18 protein-coding genes and 1 pseudogene are annotated in these 17,279 nt (G+C 68.2%); 11 read left to right on the forward strand and 8 right to left on the reverse strand.

All coding sequences use genetic code 11. From position 1 onward, the window contains the following. The first annotated feature begins 43 nt into the window (after positions 1-43). Positions 44-634, forward strand: a complete 591-nt coding sequence (locus ACWGKS_RS18925) for a DUF305 domain-containing protein (protein ID WP_358508355.1) — start codon at positions 44-46, stop codon at positions 632-634. A 68-nt stretch (positions 635-702) separates the two neighbouring features. Here ACWGKS_RS18925 and ACWGKS_RS18930 read toward each other — a convergent pair whose 3' ends face one another. Beyond that, on the reverse strand, positions 703-1,536 hold the full coding sequence (locus ACWGKS_RS18930; protein WP_358508357.1) for a MetQ/NlpA family ABC transporter substrate-binding protein: 834 nt from the start codon (positions 1,534-1,536) through the stop codon (positions 703-705). A 431-nt stretch (positions 1,537-1,967) separates the two neighbouring features. On the opposite strand from ACWGKS_RS18930, the gene ACWGKS_RS18935 reads away from it, so the two are divergent. The 7 genes and pseudogenes from ACWGKS_RS18935 to ACWGKS_RS18965 all read left to right on the forward strand — a co-directional run bounded on the left by ACWGKS_RS18935 (position 1,968) and on the right by ACWGKS_RS18965 (position 8,647). Then, positions 1,968-2,282 carry a hypothetical protein gene (locus ACWGKS_RS18935; RefSeq protein WP_358508359.1) on the forward strand — a complete coding sequence of 105 codons (315 nt, stop codon included), beginning with the start codon at positions 1,968-1,970 and terminating at the stop codon, positions 2,280-2,282. Positions 2,283-2,404: 122 nt separating this feature from the next. Then, a complete protein-coding gene (locus ACWGKS_RS18940) occupies positions 2,405-2,827 on the forward strand; it encodes a hypothetical protein (RefSeq protein WP_358508360.1) in 423 nt (140 codons plus the stop codon). A gap of 582 nt (positions 2,828-3,409) precedes the next feature. Further along, positions 3,410-4,675, forward strand: a pseudogene (locus ACWGKS_RS18945) (glycoside hydrolase family 6 protein); the annotation flags it as partial. 136 nt (positions 4,676-4,811) lie between these two features. Then, on the forward strand, positions 4,812-5,630 hold the full coding sequence (locus ACWGKS_RS18950; protein ID WP_358508362.1) for an SDR family oxidoreductase: 819 nt from the start codon (positions 4,812-4,814) through the stop codon (positions 5,628-5,630). A gap of 233 nt (positions 5,631-5,863) precedes the next feature. Beyond that, positions 5,864-6,217 (forward strand): antibiotic biosynthesis monooxygenase family protein, encoded by a 354-nt coding sequence (locus tag ACWGKS_RS18955; protein WP_358508364.1) that lies wholly within the window; start codon positions 5,864-5,866, stop codon positions 6,215-6,217. Positions 6,218-6,311: 94 nt separating this feature from the next. Next, the gene (locus tag ACWGKS_RS18960) at positions 6,312-7,538 is read left to right on the forward strand and encodes a benzoate/H(+) symporter BenE family transporter (RefSeq protein ID WP_358508366.1); all 1,227 of its coding nucleotides are present in this window, start codon (positions 6,312-6,314) and stop codon (positions 7,536-7,538) included. A gap of 146 nt (positions 7,539-7,684) precedes the next feature. Next, positions 7,685-8,647, forward strand: coding sequence for a GNAT family N-acetyltransferase (locus tag ACWGKS_RS18965; protein ID WP_358508368.1), 963 nt, complete (start codon positions 7,685-7,687; stop codon positions 8,645-8,647). A 46-nt stretch (positions 8,648-8,693) separates the two neighbouring features. On the opposite strand, the gene ACWGKS_RS18970 is transcribed toward ACWGKS_RS18965, so the two are convergent. Continuing rightward, positions 8,694-9,902 (reverse strand): DUF418 domain-containing protein, encoded by a 1,209-nt coding sequence (locus tag ACWGKS_RS18970; protein WP_358508370.1) that lies wholly within the window; start codon positions 9,900-9,902, stop codon positions 8,694-8,696. A 92-nt stretch (positions 9,903-9,994) separates the two neighbouring features. On the opposite strand from ACWGKS_RS18970, the gene ACWGKS_RS18975 reads away from it, so the two are divergent. Together ACWGKS_RS18975 and ACWGKS_RS18980 are read left to right on the forward strand one after the other, a co-directional pair. Beyond that, positions 9,995-10,606 carry a TetR/AcrR family transcriptional regulator gene (locus ACWGKS_RS18975; RefSeq protein ID WP_358508372.1) on the forward strand — a complete coding sequence of 204 codons (612 nt, stop codon included), beginning with the start codon at positions 9,995-9,997 and terminating at the stop codon, positions 10,604-10,606. A gap of 91 nt (positions 10,607-10,697) precedes the next feature. After that, positions 10,698-11,297: an HAD family hydrolase gene (locus tag ACWGKS_RS18980; protein ID WP_358508374.1), complete on the forward strand. Its 600-nt coding sequence runs from the start codon at positions 10,698-10,700 to the stop codon at positions 11,295-11,297. Positions 11,298-11,361: 64 nt separating this feature from the next. Here the strand turns inward: ACWGKS_RS18980 and ACWGKS_RS18985 are convergent, their stop codons facing one another. The 3 genes from ACWGKS_RS18985 to ACWGKS_RS18995 form a co-directional block, all read right to left on the reverse strand. Beyond that, a complete protein-coding gene (locus ACWGKS_RS18985; RefSeq protein ID WP_358508376.1) occupies positions 11,362-12,249 on the reverse strand; it encodes an alpha/beta fold hydrolase in 888 nt (295 codons plus the stop codon). Positions 12,250-12,658: 409 nt separating this feature from the next. Beyond that, on the reverse strand, positions 12,659-13,666 hold the full coding sequence (locus tag ACWGKS_RS18990) for an NADP-dependent oxidoreductase (RefSeq protein WP_358508422.1): 1,008 nt from the start codon (positions 13,664-13,666) through the stop codon (positions 12,659-12,661). A 149-nt stretch (positions 13,667-13,815) separates the two neighbouring features. Beyond that, positions 13,816-14,055 carry a helix-turn-helix domain-containing protein gene (locus ACWGKS_RS18995; protein WP_358508424.1) on the reverse strand — a complete coding sequence of 80 codons (240 nt, stop codon included), beginning with the start codon at positions 14,053-14,055 and terminating at the stop codon, positions 13,816-13,818. A gap of 53 nt (positions 14,056-14,108) precedes the next feature. On the opposite strand from ACWGKS_RS18995, the gene ACWGKS_RS19000 reads away from it, so the two are divergent. After that, positions 14,109-14,558: a GNAT family N-acetyltransferase gene (locus tag ACWGKS_RS19000; RefSeq protein WP_358508426.1), complete on the forward strand. Its 450-nt coding sequence runs from the start codon at positions 14,109-14,111 to the stop codon at positions 14,556-14,558. 72 nt (positions 14,559-14,630) lie between these two features. Here the strand turns inward: ACWGKS_RS19000 and ACWGKS_RS19005 are convergent, their stop codons facing one another. The 3 genes from ACWGKS_RS19005 to ACWGKS_RS19015 all read right to left on the reverse strand — a co-directional run bounded on the left by ACWGKS_RS19005 (position 14,631) and on the right by ACWGKS_RS19015 (position 17,275). Then, complete coding sequence (locus ACWGKS_RS19005) at positions 14,631-16,436, reverse strand: alkyl/aryl-sulfatase (protein ID WP_452523371.1); 1,806 nt, start codon at positions 16,434-16,436, stop codon at positions 14,631-14,633. Positions 16,437-16,527: 91 nt separating this feature from the next. Next, positions 16,528-17,010 (reverse strand): DUF1269 domain-containing protein, encoded by a 483-nt coding sequence (locus ACWGKS_RS19010; protein WP_358508430.1) that lies wholly within the window; start codon positions 17,008-17,010, stop codon positions 16,528-16,530. 112 nt (positions 17,011-17,122) lie between these two features. After that, positions 17,123-17,275 carry a hypothetical protein gene (locus tag ACWGKS_RS19015; protein ID WP_452523373.1) on the reverse strand — a complete coding sequence of 51 codons (153 nt, stop codon included), beginning with the start codon at positions 17,273-17,275 and terminating at the stop codon, positions 17,123-17,125. Between the last annotated feature and the right edge of the window lie 4 nt (positions 17,276-17,279).

Genomic DNA, 17,279 nt, shown 5'->3' on the forward strand with positions numbered 1-17,279 from the left:
CTCGCCATGCGTGTACCAGCTGAACCCGGAAGACGAGGAACCGATGACCTTCGACAAGCGTGCCCTGAACCACCGTGCCCTGGCCGTGGCCTTGGCCACCGTCCTGTTCGCCACCTCCTGCGGCGAAGCCGAGACGGAGACCGACACCCCGGAGAGCCAGGGGCAGGTCACCGAACACACCGACGCGGACGTGCACTTCGCACAGATGATGATCCCGCACCACGAGCAGGCCGTGGAGATGTCCGACCTCGCCGACACCCGAGCCGGTGACGAGGTCCGGCCCCTGGCCGAACAGATCCGGGCCGCCCAGGGGCCGGAGATCGAACAGATGGAGACGCTCCTGGACGGCTGGGGCGCCGAGGTCGATCACGACATGGACCACGCCGAGATGGACGGAATGCTCTCCGAGGAACAGATGGCCGAGTTGGAGTCCGCCGAGGGAGACGAATTCGACGCCTTGTTCCTGGACTTCATGGTCCTGCACCACGAGGGCGCCGTCTCGATGGCCCGAACCGAGCTCGACGAGGGTGTGGATCCCCAGGCCCGGGAGTTGGCCCAGGAGATCATCGACGCCCAGGAGGAGGAGATCGCGCACATGAACGACCTGCTCGGCGAGGACGGCCGCGAGCACTGATTTCGGGCGACGAATGACGACGTCCCGGGCCCGTGCGGGTCCGGGACGTCGTGACGCCGTTCGGGGGGTCAGCCGGCGGTGGCCGGGATGACGCTGCCCTCGTAGGTCTCCTCGATGAAGCGCACCGTCTCCGGGGAGGTCAGCAGGTCGACCAGCACCTCGATCCGGGGATCGTCGGTGTTGTCGGTGCGGGAGGCGAGGATGTTCACGTACGGGTTGCCCTCGAACTCCTCCAGCAGGATCGAGTCGTTCTCGAAGTCCAGCCCGGCTTCCTGCGCGTAGTTGTTGTTGACGATCGCGGCGTCGACGTCGTCCAGCGAACGGGGCAGCTGGGCGGCCTCCACCTCACGGAAGTCAAGGTCGCGCGGGTTCTCCTCGATGTCGGAGAGACTGAAGGCGGCCTCGTCGATGCCCTCGGCCAGAGTGATGAGCCCGCTCTCCTCCAACAGCAGGAGCGCCCGGAACTCGTTGCTGGGGTCGTTGGGCAGCGCGACCTGGGAACCCTCGGCCAGGTCGGCGATGTCGTCCACGGACTTGGAGTACAGGCCCAGCGGCGGCAGGTAGATCTGCTCGACCGCGACGAGGTCGGTGTCGTTGCCCTCGTTGTACTCCAGCAGGAACGGCTCGTGCTGGTAGAGGTTGACGTCGAGTTGGCCCTCCGCGAGCGCGGCGTTGGGCGCGATGTAGTCGGAGTACTCGTGGATCTCCAGGGCGAGACCCGCTTCGGCGGCGAGTTCTGACTCGACGAACCGGAGGATGTCGCCGGCGGGGACGGCGGTGGCCCCCACGGTGAGGGTTTCCTCACCCTCGGCGGCCTCCGTGTTGTTCTCGGAGGGGGCACCACAGGCACTCACCGCGAGCAGGGCCAGGGCGGCGGGGACGGCGAATACGGCGCGACGCATGGGAGTCCTTCGAGTGTGACGTGTACGTACGAGTTCAGGTGGTTTTCCTACCTTTTAAGTATTAAATAAAGGTTAACCCGAGAAGTCCAGACCCAGTGACCAAGCGCACATGCCCTGACCTGCCCGAAGAGGGTGTCCGCCCCTGAATCCTCGCGATCGGGGCGGCGTTGGATCACCCGGTTTCGGATACGCACCGTGTTCACCGGATCGAAGCGCTCGCCCCCTACGACGCCTCCCCCACCGACGGGTCCGGGGAGAACGGATCCGCCCGAGTGGCGGGGGTCCGGAGGTTCGCGCGCCCCGTGACGCCCTGGGGCACCATTCGACCCCACGACCCCCGCCGCCCCTTACCGTCTACTTACCCCGGGTGAGCAGACTTGCCGTTGACGGCACCAGGACAGGGGCGTGCCCCCAGGGATGGAACGAGGACAATGCTCTCCGACGTGTTCGAGTGGTTCAAGGGGTTGTTCGGTGACACCGCCGGCGATCTGATCGACGGGGCCAGTGGCGCCGCAGACGAGGCCGGGGCCGCGGTCGAGGGCCTGGGCGATGGCGCCGTCGGCGAGTTCGCCCAGGACAGCGGCCTGGACACCGTGGCCCAGGAGGCCCAAGAGGGCGCCCTGGGAGAGGTCACCGAGACCGCCCAGGGCTTCCAGGAGCAGGCCGAGACATTGGGCGGGATCGCCGAGGACCCAATGGGCGCCGCCGCCGACGGGATCCGCGGCCACATCACCGACGAGAACTGACGCCCCCGCCCTCGCCCGTCCTGCCGATACTCGGCGCGCGGGGGCGACTTCCGGGCGACGATCCGCGTAGCATTCCGACTACCCTCGGTCATCACCGATCGTCGAAAAGTCAGGGAGCTCCCATGAAGTCGCCCGTCAGCCCGCACCAGATGGTCCTGCGCCTCGCCACGGGTGCCTCCATCCTCAACTCCGGACTGAGCAAGCGCGGGGCCGACGAGGACACCGCGATGGGGGTGCACGGCATGGCGGTCGGCACCTACCCCTTCCTCGACAAGGTCGACCCGGTCAGTTTCACCCGGGCGCTGTCGGCCGGGGAGATAGCCCTGGGCACCGCCCTCCTCCTCCCCCTCGTCCCCAACAAGCTGGCCGGGGCCGGGCTGAGCGCGTTCGCCGCGGGCCTGCTCGGCCTGTACCTGCGCACGCCCGGCATGCACAAACCCCGCAGCCTGGCCCCGACCGATGAGGGCCTGGGCCTGTCCAAGGACCTCTGGCTGTTGGGCGCGGGGCTGTCCCTGGTGCTGGAGAGCTGCGAGCGTCGACGCTGAACCCCCGTTCGTCGACATGTGGCCTGCGCCGCCGGCGCACCGCTCGGAAGCACCGCGTGGCCATCCGGCGACTCCCGGTTATTACTGAACGGTCATAAATCAACCACTCACCTGCGATTACACAAACAGGTATCGAGTACCAGAAATATCTGCTTCATATGGTATTTACATATCACCATTGAATGACTACGGTTCTGGAAAGCGATCGGGTTCGACACCGCCCCCGAGAACAGCGTGAAAACCCGTTCGCCCACCTTACAAAGCAGCACTGCAAGGAAATTTCGATCCCCTGGCTGGGAGCGCTCCCAGCACTCCCAGTCAGCCCATCCCCCCTTCCCCTTCCACATCCACCCAGGTCAACGTCAGAGAACCCGGAACTCTCCGGCGCCGGCCGTGAACGAAGCCTCGTCCCCTCGACGCTTCGTTCGCATCGGGTGGATTCACCCCCCGCTCACTCTTGAGGAAGAAATCGAGATGACAGAAAACCGTGCCGTGAAAAGGACCCGATGGGTCCGTGGTGGACTGGCCGTGGCCGCCGGATTCGGCCTCGTGCTTTCCGGATCCCACGCACTCGCCGCCGCCGAACGCGTCGAGAACCCCTACGTCGGCGCCGACGTCTACGTGAACCCGATCTGGTCGGCCAACGCCGCGGCCGAACCCGGTGGCGAGGCCATCGCCGACCAGCCCACCGGTGTGTGGATGGACCGCATCGGAGCCATCGAGGGCAACGACAGCCCCACCACCGGCGACATGGGACTGCGCGACCACCTGGACGAGGCGGTGGAACAGGCCGCCGGGGAACCCCTGGTCTTCCAGCTGGTCGTCTACAACCTGCCCGGCCGCGACTGTGCCGCGCTCGCCTCCAACGGCGAGCTGGGCCCGGACGAGATCGACCGTTACGAGTCCGAGTACATCGACCCGATCGCGGAGATCCTCGCCGACTACGAGGACACCTCGCTGCGCGTGGTCACCACCATCGAGATCGACTCACTGCCCAACCTGGTCACCAACATCTCCCCGCGGGAGACCGCCACCCCCGAGTGCGACGAGATGCTCGCGAACGGCAACTACGTCAACGGGGTCGGCTACGCCCTCGGACGGTTGGGCGCCATCGAGAACGTCTACAACTACGTGGACGCCGGCCACCACGGCTGGATCGGTTGGGAGGACAACTTCAGAGCCTCGGCCCAACTGTTCTACGAGGCGGCCAACGCCAACGGGGCCTCCCCCGACGACGTGCACGGCTTCATCGCCAACACCGCCAATTACTCGGCTCTGGAGGAGGACAACTTCGCCATCACCGACCAGGTCAACGGCACGAGCGTGCGCGAGTCGCAGTGGGTGGACTGGAACAACTACACCGACGAGCTCTCGTTCTCCCAGGCCCTGCGCGACGAGCTCGCCTCCATCGGGTTCGACTCCGAGATCGGCATGCTGATCGACACCTCCCGCAACGGCTGGGGCGGCCCCGACCGTCCCACCGGTCCGGGCCCGCAGACCGACGTCGACGCCTACGTCGACGGCGGCCGCTACGACCAGCGCATCCAGTCCGGTAACTGGTGCAACCAGTCCGGTGCGGGTCTGGGTGAGCGACCCACCGCCGCCCCCGAGCCGGGCATCCACGCCTACGTGTGGATGAAGCCTCCGGGCGAGTCCGACGGCTCCAGCGAGGAGATCCCGAACGACGAGGGCAAGGGCTTCGACCGGATGTGCGACCCGACCTACGAGGGCAACCCGCGCAACGGCAACAACATGAGCGGTGCCCTGCCGGACGCTCCGGTCTCGGGCCACTGGTTCTCCGCACAGTTCCAGGAGCTGCTCGCCAACGCCCACCCGCCGGTCGAATAGGAGGGATGGACGCCTTCCCGGGTCCGGGCGCCCGCACATCCCACGGGGTGTGCGGGCGCCCGCCGTGTGCCCCGCTCGCCCCGAAGATGGCTACCGTGGAGTAGGTCTCACCCCGCCTCGACCCGAAGGGCCCACCATGTCCTCCCCCATCTCCCCCGCCACCCGCCGAACAGCACTGGTCACCGGGGCGTCCTCCGGGATCGGCGCGGCCGTGGCCGCCGCCCTGGTCGAGCGCGGCTACCGCGTATTCGGTACCAGCCGTGCACCGGAGAAGGTCACCACGCCGATCGCCGGGGTCGAATACCTGGCCCTGGACCTGACCGACTACGCGTCCGTGGCGGCGTGCGCGGAGGCCGCCGGTGACGTGGACGTCCTGGTCAACAATGCCGGGGAGAGCCAGAACGGGCCCATCGAGGAGCTCCCGATGGACGCGGTGGAGCGGGTATTCCGGCTCAACGTGTTCGGGGCGGTCCACCTCACCCAGCTACTGCTGCCGGGGATGCGCGCACGCGGGTACGGGCGCGTGGTGATGGTCGGGTCGATGCTGGCGAGTTTCCCGTTGGCGTTCCGATCCTCGTACGTGGCGACGAAGGCGGCCATCAAGGGGTTCTCGGACGCCACGCGGCGCGAGGTGTCCCCGTTCGGGGTGGGGGTGACCACCGTGGAGCCGGGTTCGATCAGCACCGGGATCAGCGAACGCCGCACACAGTACGTGTCCGAGGGTTCCTCGTTCGAGGACGAGTACCGCACCATGGTGAACACGCTCAACGCCAACGAGGCCAAGGGCATCTCGGCGGAGAAGGTGGCCGCGACCGTGGTCCGGGCGATCGAGGCTCGTTCGCCCCGGCCGCTGTACGCGGTGGGCAGCAACGCGCCCCTGGTGTTCGCGCTGCGAAGGCTGCTGCCGAGTTCGGTGATGCTGCGGATCGTGGCCCGCAAGCACGGTCTGCGCTGAGTCCACGCCCCCGGTCATAAGCGTCCTGAAAGCAGGGCGGAGCATAATCGGACGTGGAACAGGGCGAACATGCGGCCGGCGACCACGAGAACGCCAATCGGTGAGACGACGAATACCCCCACGCGCACGAGCGATCCGGGGCCGGGGCGCGCGAGACCGTTCCCCGGCCCCGCGCTCGAAAGGCACCCCTTAGGTTGGCCTCAGCGGTTGTCGAACCGAACCGAGGAGTAAGCGTGACCAGTGTCGTCAAGTTCAACGTCCTGACCGTCCCCGAGGGCGAGGGGGCCACCCTGGAGGGGCGCTTCGCCAAACGCGCGGGCCTGGTGGAGGGTCAAGAGGGCTTCGAGGAGTTCCAGCTCCTGCGCCCGGTCGAGGGCACCGACAAGTACCTCGTCTACACCCGTTGGCGGTCGGAGGAGGACTTCCAGAACTGGGTGAACGGCCAGGACTTCAAGAAGGGCCACGCCAAGGCCGCCGCGGACGCCGACAAGGACGGGCACGCGCACGGCGGGCACGGTGGCCCGGCCGCGACCAACAGCGAGATCTGGGGCTTCGAGGTCGTCCAGCACGTGGTCGCCAAGGGCTGAGGTTCCCCACCCGCGGTACCGGCCATCGTGGCCAACGGGCATTCGGTGGGGGCGCCGCGCCCTCACCGATGTTCGGACGACAGGATGGACCTCCATGAGGAAGTTCGCCCGTCGTGTCCGGTACGCCTTCGCCCCGTCCGCCGTGGCCGCCGGACTCATCGCCGTCCTGGTCGGGGTGACCAGCTCCGCCGCGATCGTGTTCACCGCCGCCGAGGCCGCGGGTGCCTCCCCCGGAGAGACCGCGTCCTGGATGCTGGCGTTGGGTGTGGGCATGGCCGTGACCTGCGTGGGCCTGTCCCTTCGGTACCGGGCCCCGGTGGTGACCGCCTGGTCGACCCCGGGTGCCGCGTTGTTGGCGGTCGGTCTGGACGGGGTGACCATGGCCCAGGCGGTGGGCGCCTTCCTGTTCTCCGCCGCGCTCATCACCCTGAGCGGGGTGACCGGCTGGTTCGAGCGGGTCATGGACAGGATCCCCGTCCCTCTGGCCGCCGGGTTGTTGGCCGGCGTGCTCCTACAGTTCGGGATCGGCCTGTTCAGCAGTATGGAGGGCGACTTCGCGGTGGTGTTCGCGATGTTCGCCACCTACCTGGTGTGCCGGAGGTGGCTGCCCCGGTACGCGGTGCTGCTGTCGCTGCTCGCCGGTGGCCTGGCCGCCGCCTTCGAGGGTTCGTTGCACCTGGGTTCGGTGGACCTCGCCCTGGCCACCCCGGTCTTCGTGGCACCGGAGTTCTCCTGGCAGGTGTTGGTGAGCGTCGGCCTGCCCCTGTTCGTGGTCACGATGGCGTCGCAGAACCTGCCCGGGGTGGCGGTGTTGCGCGGCGACGGCTATCAGGTGCCGATCTCGCCGGTGATCGCGTGGACCGGGGCGACCAACCTGGTCCTGGCCCCGTTCGGCTGTTACGGCATGAACCTGGCGGCGATCACCGCGGCGATCTGTACCGGCCCGCAGGCCCACCCCGACCGGGACCGCCGCTTCCTCGCCGGGGTGTGGGCCGGGGTGTTCTACCTGGGTGTCGGGGTGTTCGGCGCGACCGTGGCGTCCCTGTTGGCCACGCTGCCCTCCTCACTGATCCTGGCCATCGCGGGGCTGGGGCTGCTGGGCACCATCGGTGGTTCGCTGGCTTCGGCGACGGCCGACACGGAAGCGCGCGAGGCCGCGGTCGTGACCTTCCTGGCGACGGCGTCGGGGTTCACCCTGTTCGGTGTGGGTTCGGCGTTCTGGGGCCTTCTCGCCGGGGTGCTCACCCTGGTGATCACCCGGTGGGGCCGACGAAGCGACGCCGAAAAAGCCCTTGCCCAGCGGGAAAAGCGTGCGCTATAACTGATTTTCCGCACCGAACGACGGTGCGAGCCCACGACGTGAAGGGAGGCGTTCCCGATGTTCCGCATGATCACCGCGTCCGCTTCCGAGGTCGGCTTCCGACGCTGACCAGGGTGACGGCGGGCGCACCACACGAAGGTGAAGCCTTGACCGTTCTTCCGAACGACCTGACCATCCGCACCATCACCGGTCCCGAGGAGCTCGACCTCTTCAACCGGTTCCCCTACGCCCTCAACGACGAGTTCCCGGTCGACATGGCCCAGGGCCGTCGCCGCCCGCGGTGGATGTGGGTGGCCACCCACGGCGACCGTCTCATCGGCCGCCTGTCCTGGTGGTGTCGTGACCAGGACGACCACCCCCTCCTGATGGACGTGTTCGACGTCGTGGACGCCCCCGACGTGGATCGGGTCGCCGTGGCCGAGCACCTGGTGCGCACCGCGGCCGCCACCGTCCTCGGTGAGGGCACGATCTGGCCCGAGTACCTGCGTTTCCTTCCGGCCGACTGGCGTGAGGACCCCGAACAGCGGCCCATGGTCGAGGACCTGATGGCCGCCTTGGAGAAGACCGGGGGTCGGCCGCTCACCGAGCGGCTGCGCTTCGAGTGGCGGGAAGGTTCCCGCGAACCCGTGGTCGGCGACCGGCTCCGGTTCCGCGAGATCACCGACACCACGGAGATCCTGGACCTCATGGTCCGGGCCCTGGACGGCACCTTGGACCGCCACGACCAGGCCGACCTGCGGGAGAAGTCCGCGCGCGAGGTCGCCGAGGCCAACTTCGCCGACGAGTTCGCCGCCTACACCACGCCTCGTTCGTGGTGGCGGGTGGCGGCGCTGCCCGACGGCGAACCGGTCGGGTTCGTCATCCCGGCCCGCAACGCCTACCATCCGATCATCGCCTACATCGCCGTGCTTCCCGAGCACCGTGGCAACGGGTACATCGACGACCTGCTCGCCGAGGGCGGTCGCGTGCTGCGGGAGACGGGCGTGGACCACGTTCGGGCCGCCACGGACCTGGGCAACGTACCGATGGCCCGTGCCTTCGAACGCGCCGGTTACGACACCATCAGCGGGATGGTCACCATGGTGTGGAACGAGCACTCCCCCGCCTGACGACATGTGGGTGGGTCGTCCACGGACGACCCACCCGGGTTCCGATTCAGCCCCGTGGCACCGGATCCCGACCCTCTGAGGGGATCGGTTCGGCCTTCCCACCGGGTCCATAGGTCATCCGGCGCAGGAAGGTCTCCGCGGGGCCGCGCACACCGAACCGGTCCATGATGGCCGCGATCACCACGGTGACCGCCCAGACCGCCGCGCCGAGCAGCACCGCCTGGGCGTCGTCGAGTCCCGCGCCGATGTTCAGCGTGTACGGCATGAGGAGCGCGACCCAGGCCACGGACTGGAGCAGATAGCAGGTCATCGACCGCTGCCCGGTGGCGGCGAGCGCCCGTACGAGGGGCCCGCGGCGGTCCCCGATGGCGACGGCGAGCACCGCGATGAGCGCGGCGTACCCGAATCCACCGGCGTATCCGGACACCACGTGCAGCCACTTGACGGCGATCGACAGGACCGGGTCGGGCTGCCAGACCCGCACCATGACGAACATCTGGGGCAGGGCGCCGATCACGGCGGCGACGATGCCCACCAGGGCGACCCGACGCAGGAACCGCAGGTGTCGTTCGGGTTCCTCCATGAGACGTCGACGTGCCGCCCAGACCCCGACGGTGAAGGGCAGGACCGAGATGCCGAGCATGAGCACGGTCATCACCGGCCAGATGGCGAGCCGCATGATCAGGTCCGTCAGCGGGGTGACCTCCATGGCCTGCTGTTGGGCGTCGCTCGCGGAGAGGCCGGCCTCGAACACCGCGTACACCAGCGTTCCCACGGACGCCCAGGCCAGACCGGTGGCGAGCAGACGCCGGTCGGTACGGTGCAGCACCCCCGCCAGTAGGAGGGCGATGAGCCCGTAGACCGCGATGATGTCCCCGTAGAAGAGGAGCAGGGTGTGCAGGAAGCCGATGACGACCATCCAGCGGCCACGTCGGCGCACGAGGGAACGCACCCACGGCCAGGGGCGGCCCTCGGCGGTTCGGCGCAGGTAGATCTGGGCGAGCCCGTAGCCGAACAGAGCGGCGAACATCGGGTAGCCGCGAGACTCGGCGAACAGGGTCATGAATGCGGTGACCGTGGTGTCCAGGGTTCCGACCAGGTCGAGGCCCTCGCCCGTACCGGCGATCTGGCGGAACATGTGGGCGTGCACGGTGGCGATGACCAGCAGCATGAAGCCGCGGGCGAGGTCGGGAGCGAGGGAGCGTCGGGCCGGTGGGGTACCCGTCGTCCCAGGTGGTGATGGCGTGCCGTTCATGGGTGACTCCGTTCCTCGGCGCCTCACTAGGCTACGATGGCGTATCTTATGTGATCACACGATACGCGATCGTTTCTTATGAACGGACGTACATGAATGACCACAAGCGGCCGGCCGCCAAGACCACGCGCCGGCGCGGTCGGGAACTCCTCGACGCCATCCACCAGGCCGTACTCCTCGAAGTCGCCGAGACCGGTCTGCCCGGCCTCACCATGGAGGGGATCGCCCGTCGCGCGGAGACCGCCAAGACCTCGCTCTACCGGCGCTGGACCTCGCCGGAGGACATACTCATCGAGGCCCTCCGGGAGCGCTACCCGCGTGAGAACCCCACGGCCGACGCCGGCGGCCTACGAGAAGACCTGGTCGCGGCGATCGGACTCATGCGCGAACTCATGGGCGATCGGATCCTGGGACCCGCGATGCTGGCGGTGAACTCCGAGGCCATGGTGCGTCCCGAACTCCACCGGCGGATGTGGACGGAGGTGTACGACCCTCAGGGCGAACGCTTCACCCGGCGCGTGATGGAGCACTACGCCGCCCTCGGGCACATCGACCCGGCCAGGGTCAACGACCTCACCGCCGACATCGGCGAGTCCCTGATGTTGAAGTACGCCGTGGACCACCCCGGCGAGCTCCCACCGAAGGGCTACGAGGAACGGATCGTCGACGAGGTCCTGCTGCCCGTCCTGGGAGTACGGTCCTGACCACACGAAGACGCCCCACACCCGGGTTGGCGGGGGTGGGGCGCGGGTAGGGAGATCCTTTGTACTCGATCTCGAATCCTGGGGGAAGCCCGTGAACGCCGTGCTGTTCGACATGTTCGGTGTGGTCGCCATGGACCAGTCGGTGAAGGTCCGCGAACAAATGGTGGAGTTCTCCGGCCACGACCACGACTCCTTCTGGGAGGCCTACTGGGCGCGGCGGCAACCCTATGACCGGGGCGACCTCGATGGTCCCACGTACTGGAAGACGGTCGGTGAGCGTCTGGGCGCTCCCTTCACCCCCGAACAGGTGGAGCACCTGATCACCCTGGACCTGGACAGCTGGTCACGGATCAACGACGAGTCCGTCGAGGTGGTGCAGGGGCTGGCCGCGTCGGGCAGAGCCGTCGGGTTGCTGTCGAACATCCCCGAAGACCTCGCGAAACGGTTCGAGGAACGCTTCCCCGAAGTGCTCGACCTGTTCCCTGTGCTGGGGTTGTCCTGCCGGATCGGGCACGCCAAGCCCGAGACCGCGGCCTTCGAGTGGTGTCTGGAACGGTTGGGGTCCCCCGCCGAGGGCGTCCTGTTCGTGGACGACAACGCCACCAACGTGGCGGCCGCGCGGGACCTGGGGCTGCGGGGGCACCGATTCACGACGGTGTCCGACCTACGATCGGCGCTGGCGCACGGATGAGCCCCCGCGGCGGTACTCCCGGCGCGTCCGGTGGAAGCCGGACGCGCGGCTCGGCGGTCGGTTCTCAGGCGTCGAACTCGCGGAGGAGTTCGGCGACCTTCTCTGGCTGCTCGTAGAGGGACAGGTGCCCGGCGCCCTCGATGGTGCGCACCTGGGTGTGCAGGAAGCGGCGGGCCGGTCCGTGCAGTCGCGCGGGTGAGAAGAACGGGTCGTGCGACCCGGTGGCCACGGTGACCGGGGTTCCGGCCCAGGCCCTGAAGAACTCCCCGTACAGAGGAGTCGGTGTGGAGTTGGTGCGGCAGTGGCGGGCCACCAGCGTCAGCCACTCGGCCTCGGAACGGTACTCGGCGCAATCGGTGTCCGTGGACGGACCGCTGAGGAACTCGATCAGTCGGGTGCTGTTCTGCTCGTTGGGGTGGATCATCCACGGCAGGGTGACGCGCATCGACTCCGAGCTGACCCCGGCGGCCGTCAACCCGGCGGGGTTGAGCAGCATCAGTCCGGCGACCAGCGGGCTCGGGGTCGAGGACAGCGCGATCGCGGCGCCCCGGGAGTGTCCCAGGAGGATGACCGGGCGGTCGGTGATCTGCGGTAGGAGTTCGTCGAGCCACTCACCGTAGGCCTCCGTCCGGGAACCGGCGTTGCGCTTGTTGCAGCTCAAGCCCGGCTGTCCCGGAGGGTCGACCAGCAGTACCGGCCGGTCCGCGGCGAGCGCGCGGGCGGCGGGGACCGTGGTGGCGGCGTTGAAGTTGGTGCCCGACAGGACCAGGACCGGGGTTCCGGACCCGCCCAGGGCACGAAAGGCCTGTGTGGGCCCCAGGCCGGTCTCCACGGGTGGGAGGGGCCCGAGGTCGGGCCACCGGCTCAGGGCCTTGTGACACCAGGCGTGCACGGAACGCTCGGCGTTCTCGGAGCGATAGACGCGCGCGGCGCGACGGGGGACAACGGTCATGGATCTGATTTCGCGTAGAGAGCTGAGGTGTTCGCCGACCTGATTTCCCGGCGCACCAAGAGAGGACTGTACGCCTCTGCCGGGCGCCTGGCCACTTCAGAGGGCGAGCCCCCGAAAAGGTGTCGCCCGGCAGTGGCGTCCAGCGGATTCATACCCCCGCCGAAGTGCCCATTGGTGGGCATGTTCTCCCTGGTACGGGGGTCGATGATCCCGACCGGAAACGGTCATCGAGCCCCAAAGAGGTTTATTTTCGACTCTGATCGGTCGATACCGGAATCGGCCCTGTGATGGGCTTTCTCGATGATCGGATGAACCATCGACGGGAAACGGTCTCCACGGTGATTTCAGGCACTCCTGAGCCGCCGGCCACCCCCGGCCGGCGGCTCCCGGTCAGGAGGCGAAAGCGGGGTCAGGCGGGCAGACGCACCAGCATCTTGCCGGTGTTGGCGCCGCGCATCATGCCGAGGAACGCGTCGACCGCGTTGTCGATCCCGTCGACCACCGTCACCTTGCTGTGCAGCTTGCCTTCCGCCAGCCATCCGGCCGCGCGCTCGTAGTACTCGGGGGCCAGATCACCGTGGTCACCGACCAGGAAACCCTGGAGCTTGACCCGCTTACCGACGAGTAGGCCGAGGTTGTCCGGACCGGGGGCCGGTTCGGTGTCGTTGTAGACCGAGATGGCCCCGCACAGGGCGGCGCGTCCGTGGACGCGCATCCCCTGGATGGCCGCACGCAGGTGGTCGCCGCCGACGTTGTCGAAGTAGACGTCGATGCCGTCCGGCGCGGCCTCGGCGAGTTGCCCCTCCAGGTCGCCCTCGCGGTAGTCGATGGCGGCGTCGAAGCCGAACTCCTCCAGCAGGCGGCGCTTCTTCTCGGGACCGCCGGCGGAGCCGATGACCTTGGACGCGCCCAGTCGCTTGGCCATCTGCCCGGCGAGGCTGCCCACCGCGCCCGCCGCACCGGAGACGAACACGACGTCGCCCTCCTTGAGTTCGGCGATGGCGGTCAGGCCCGCGTAGGCGGTGAGGCCGACCATGCCGAGCGCGCTCAGGTAGGCCTGGGCGGGCGCGGCCTCGGTGTCGACCACCTTGGCGCGGGCGGCGTCCATCAGCGCGTACTGGCGCCAGCCCTGGAAGTGCAGGACACTCGCGCCGACGGGCACGTCGGGGCTCTCGGAGGCCACGACGGTACCGACCGCACCGCCGTCCATGACCTCGCCGAGCCGGAACGGCGCCACGTAGGATTTGGTGTCGTTCATGCGGCCCCGCATGTAGGGGTCGACGGAGATCCAGTCGTTGCGGACCTGGATCTGGCCGGGGCCCGGCGCTTCGACGGTGGTCTCGACCACTGCGAAGTCCTCCGGCTTCGGCTCCCCATCGGGTCGGGCGACGAGGTGGACTTCCTTGGAAACGGGCATGCTTCTCCCCCTGTTTGTTTTCGTTCCGAACGTCGAGACCTGGACTGTTCACTCAGACCCTAGGTGGTTCGAACACGGTCGGTGCTGAGCGCGTCCCACCCTGTGTCGATCTCGTGCGCGCGTGGGGTGCGCCGAGCGGTCCCTTCGGGCTACTTCTGCGATCCCAGCAGGCCACGCCCGCCGTACTTCTTGTGGATGGCCTGTTTGGACACCCCGAGCGCCTCGGCGATCCGGGCCCAGGTGAGCCCCTGGTTACGGGCGCGGCGCACCAGGACCGCCTCGACGCGTTCGGACTCCGAGCGCAACTCCACGAGTGATTCCAGCGACTCCAGGGTGCTCTCGCCCCGCAGGGACCTGGCGATCTCTTCCAGTCGTTCGGTGCTCTCCATGGGTCAACGGTAATTGACACCGGGTGTCACCGTCGCCGCGTATCTTGATCCCCATGCCGACCATCGAACGCGCGCGTGCCGAGGACATCCCGGCGATCGTGGCCATGCTCACCGACGACCCCCTCGGCGCGTCCCGAGAGACCCCCGACGACCTCACCCCCTACCTGAAGGCCTTCGAGGTGATCGACTCCGACCCCCACCAGTACCTGGCGGTGGCCCGACGGGACGGGCGAGTGGTGGGCACCCTCCAGTTGACCGTTCTCCCAGGGCTGTCCAGGACGGCGGCCACCCGCGCGCAGGTGGAGGGGGTACGGGTGCACGCCGACGAACGCGGCGGCGGGCTCGGCACCGAGCTGCTGGAGTGGGCCGAAGGCCGAGCGAGGGAGCTCGGCTGCGTACTGCTCCAACTGACCTCCGACGCCACCCGTGTGGACGCCCTCCGTTTCTACGAGCGCCTGGGATACGAGGCGTCGCACGTGGGCTTCAAGAAGCCCCTCGCCTGAGCCCGCGGGACAGAGGAGGGGCTGGTCACGGTGTCCATGCGCCGGGTCTCCGGCCGGCTCGGGGCGTGACGGTCAGGGCGTGACGATGGCGAAGACCGGATCCGGGAGCTCCAACAGACCCAGCAACCTGTCCACCAGCGTCTCGTCGCCCTCGAACGACATGCCCTCCGTGCCCTTGCCCGCGAGCAGCCGCAATAGCCGGAACTTGTTCAGGGTGACGGTCAGGTCCGCTTCCCCCCGACGCGGCTTCTCCCTGGTGGTGAACGCCCCGTTGGAGAGGGTGGTCCGGTGGGTGGTGTTCAGGTCGGTGAACACCCAGTCGATGACGAAGCACTCCTCCCACGCCTTGGGACCGTTGACCCGGATCCCCACAGAGGTGAAGAGCTGCTCCAGCGACAGCGCCGAGGTCACCCCCGTACCGGTCTCCATCGCGGTCTCCGGCTTGCCGTTTCGCAGTTCGGCCGCGCCTTGGAGGTAGAAGTTTCGCCAGGTGCCGTTCTCCGAACCGAACCCCAGCCGTTCGTAGACCTCCACCAGCGCGGCGCGCGCTCCCTCGTGCTCGGGATCGGAGAACACCGCGTGGTCGAGCAGGGTGGCGGCGAACCTGAGATCGCCCTCGGCCTTGTACCCGTCGGCTTTGCGGACCACTTCGTCGATGCCGCCCATGCACTCCACGTACCGCCACGCCGCCTCCTCCGGCGGGTGTTGCCACAGGTGGGCGGGGTTGCCGTCGAACCAGCCCATGTATCGCTGATAGATCGCCTTGACGTTGTGACTCACCGAACCGTAATAACCGCGGGTGTGCCAGGCGCGCTCCAACGCGGGAGGCATCTGGATCCGTTCGGCGATCTCCGAACCCACCATCCCCAGGTTCATCATCCTGATCGTCTGGTCGTGCAGGTAGGCGTAGAGGTCGCGTTGTTCGCACAGGAAGCGGACGATCCGGTCGGTGTCCCAGGTGGGCCAGTGGTGGGAGGCGAACAGCACGTCGGAGTCGTACGCGAACAACTCCACGGCCTCGTCCAGGTACCGTGCCCAGGCACGCGCGTCCCGGACCGGCGCCCCGCGCAGGGTGATGAGGTTGTGCAGGTTGTGGGTGGCGTTCTCCGCCATGCACAACGCCCGGTGTTCGGGGAAGTAGAAGTTCATCTCCGCGGGCGCTTCGGTGCCGGGGGTCATCTGGAAGACGATGCGCACCCCGTCGACGACCTCCTCCTGGCCGGTACGGGTGATGTTCCGGTTGGGCGCGATGAGGGTGATGGTGCCGGTGGAGCTCGCCTGCCCCAGCCCCATCCCGATCTGACCTCGGGGCCCCGGCGACAGGTAGGCCCCGGTGTGGAACAACCCGCGGCGGGCCATCGCGGGGCCGGTGTAGACGTTCTCCGAAGCGGCGTTCTCCATGAACCACTTCGGGGCGAGGATCGGCACGTTGCCCTCGGTGACACCACCGACCCCACCGAAGTGGTCGACGTGGGAGTGCGAGTAGAGGACCCCGCTGACCGGCCGATCACCGCGTTGGGAACGGTACAGCTCCAGGCCGGCCCTCGCGGTCTCGGCGGAGACCAAGGGGTCGATGACCAGGACGCCTTGGTCGCCCTCGACCAGCGTCATGTTGGACAGGTCCAGGCCTCGGACCTGGTAGATCCCCTTGGTGACCTCGTACAAGCCCTGCTTCGCGCACAGGCGGGACTGACGCCACAGGCCGGGGTGGACGGTGTCGGGGCGGTCCTGGTCCAGGAAGGCGTAGGCCTCGGTGTCCCACACCACCCGGCCCTGTTCGTTCTTGACCTGTCCCGGTTCCAGTCTGGCGATGAGTCCACGGTCGGCGTCGGCGAAATCGTCTCCGATGGCCGCGCCCTCGTGTCCGTTCCCGATCATCACTGTCTCCTCGTCGTACCGACGGCCGCCGACACGGGCGGCCCGTGTCGGCGGCGGGGGAAGGCTCTGGGGCCCTCGGGATCCAGGTCCGTCAGGAGCGGAGCGCCTCGACGAGTTCCCGTTCACCGTCCTTGGACAGGTTGGTCTGGATGACTGTGGGGTGCAAAGGCTTGAACGCGTCGACGACCCGGTCGATGGTGGCGTCATCGGCGAGCAGGAACACCGCGGCGCGGTCCTTTTCGAGTTCGGAACCGATCTGCTTGATCATGTCGTCGTCGATGCCCACGTCGCTGAGCTTTCCCGCGATCGCGCCCGTGCCGGCCCCCACGGCCAGGCCCAGGAGCGGATTGAGGAAGAGCATGCCGATGAGGGTGCCCCACAGCGCGCCCCCGGCGGCACCGTAGCCGGTCAGGTGAAAGGTCTGGTGGATGCGCGGGCGCCCCTTGTCGTCCTTGTAGGCGTAGGCCGCGTCCTCCAGTCGGAGGAGTTCCTGTTTGCCCAGGTCGGATGCGATGTCGAGCGCCTTCTCCGCGGTGTCGCGGTCGGCGACCCCCAATACGATCAGCTGCGCCATGGGTGTGTTCCCTCGCCGTCGATTCCCGGCCCGAGGTCCCGGGCCTTGGCCCGGAGCCTTTCCCGGGGCATCTTTGGTCAACGTCAGTGAGGGGGACGATTCACGCAAAACCTCATAGATCACGCAGGGGACCACCGGGGCCGAACCCGGGGTCGTCGGGATCGTTCTCCCGGCTCACCTGGCGGCGGACCAGCCGGTAGAGGACGTAGCCCCAGACCAGGACGGCGGTGGCGACCATCAGGTGGCCCAGCGTGTCGAGTTCCACGGTT

The sequence above is a fragment of the Nocardiopsis sp. NPDC055879 genome (assembly GCF_053615935.1).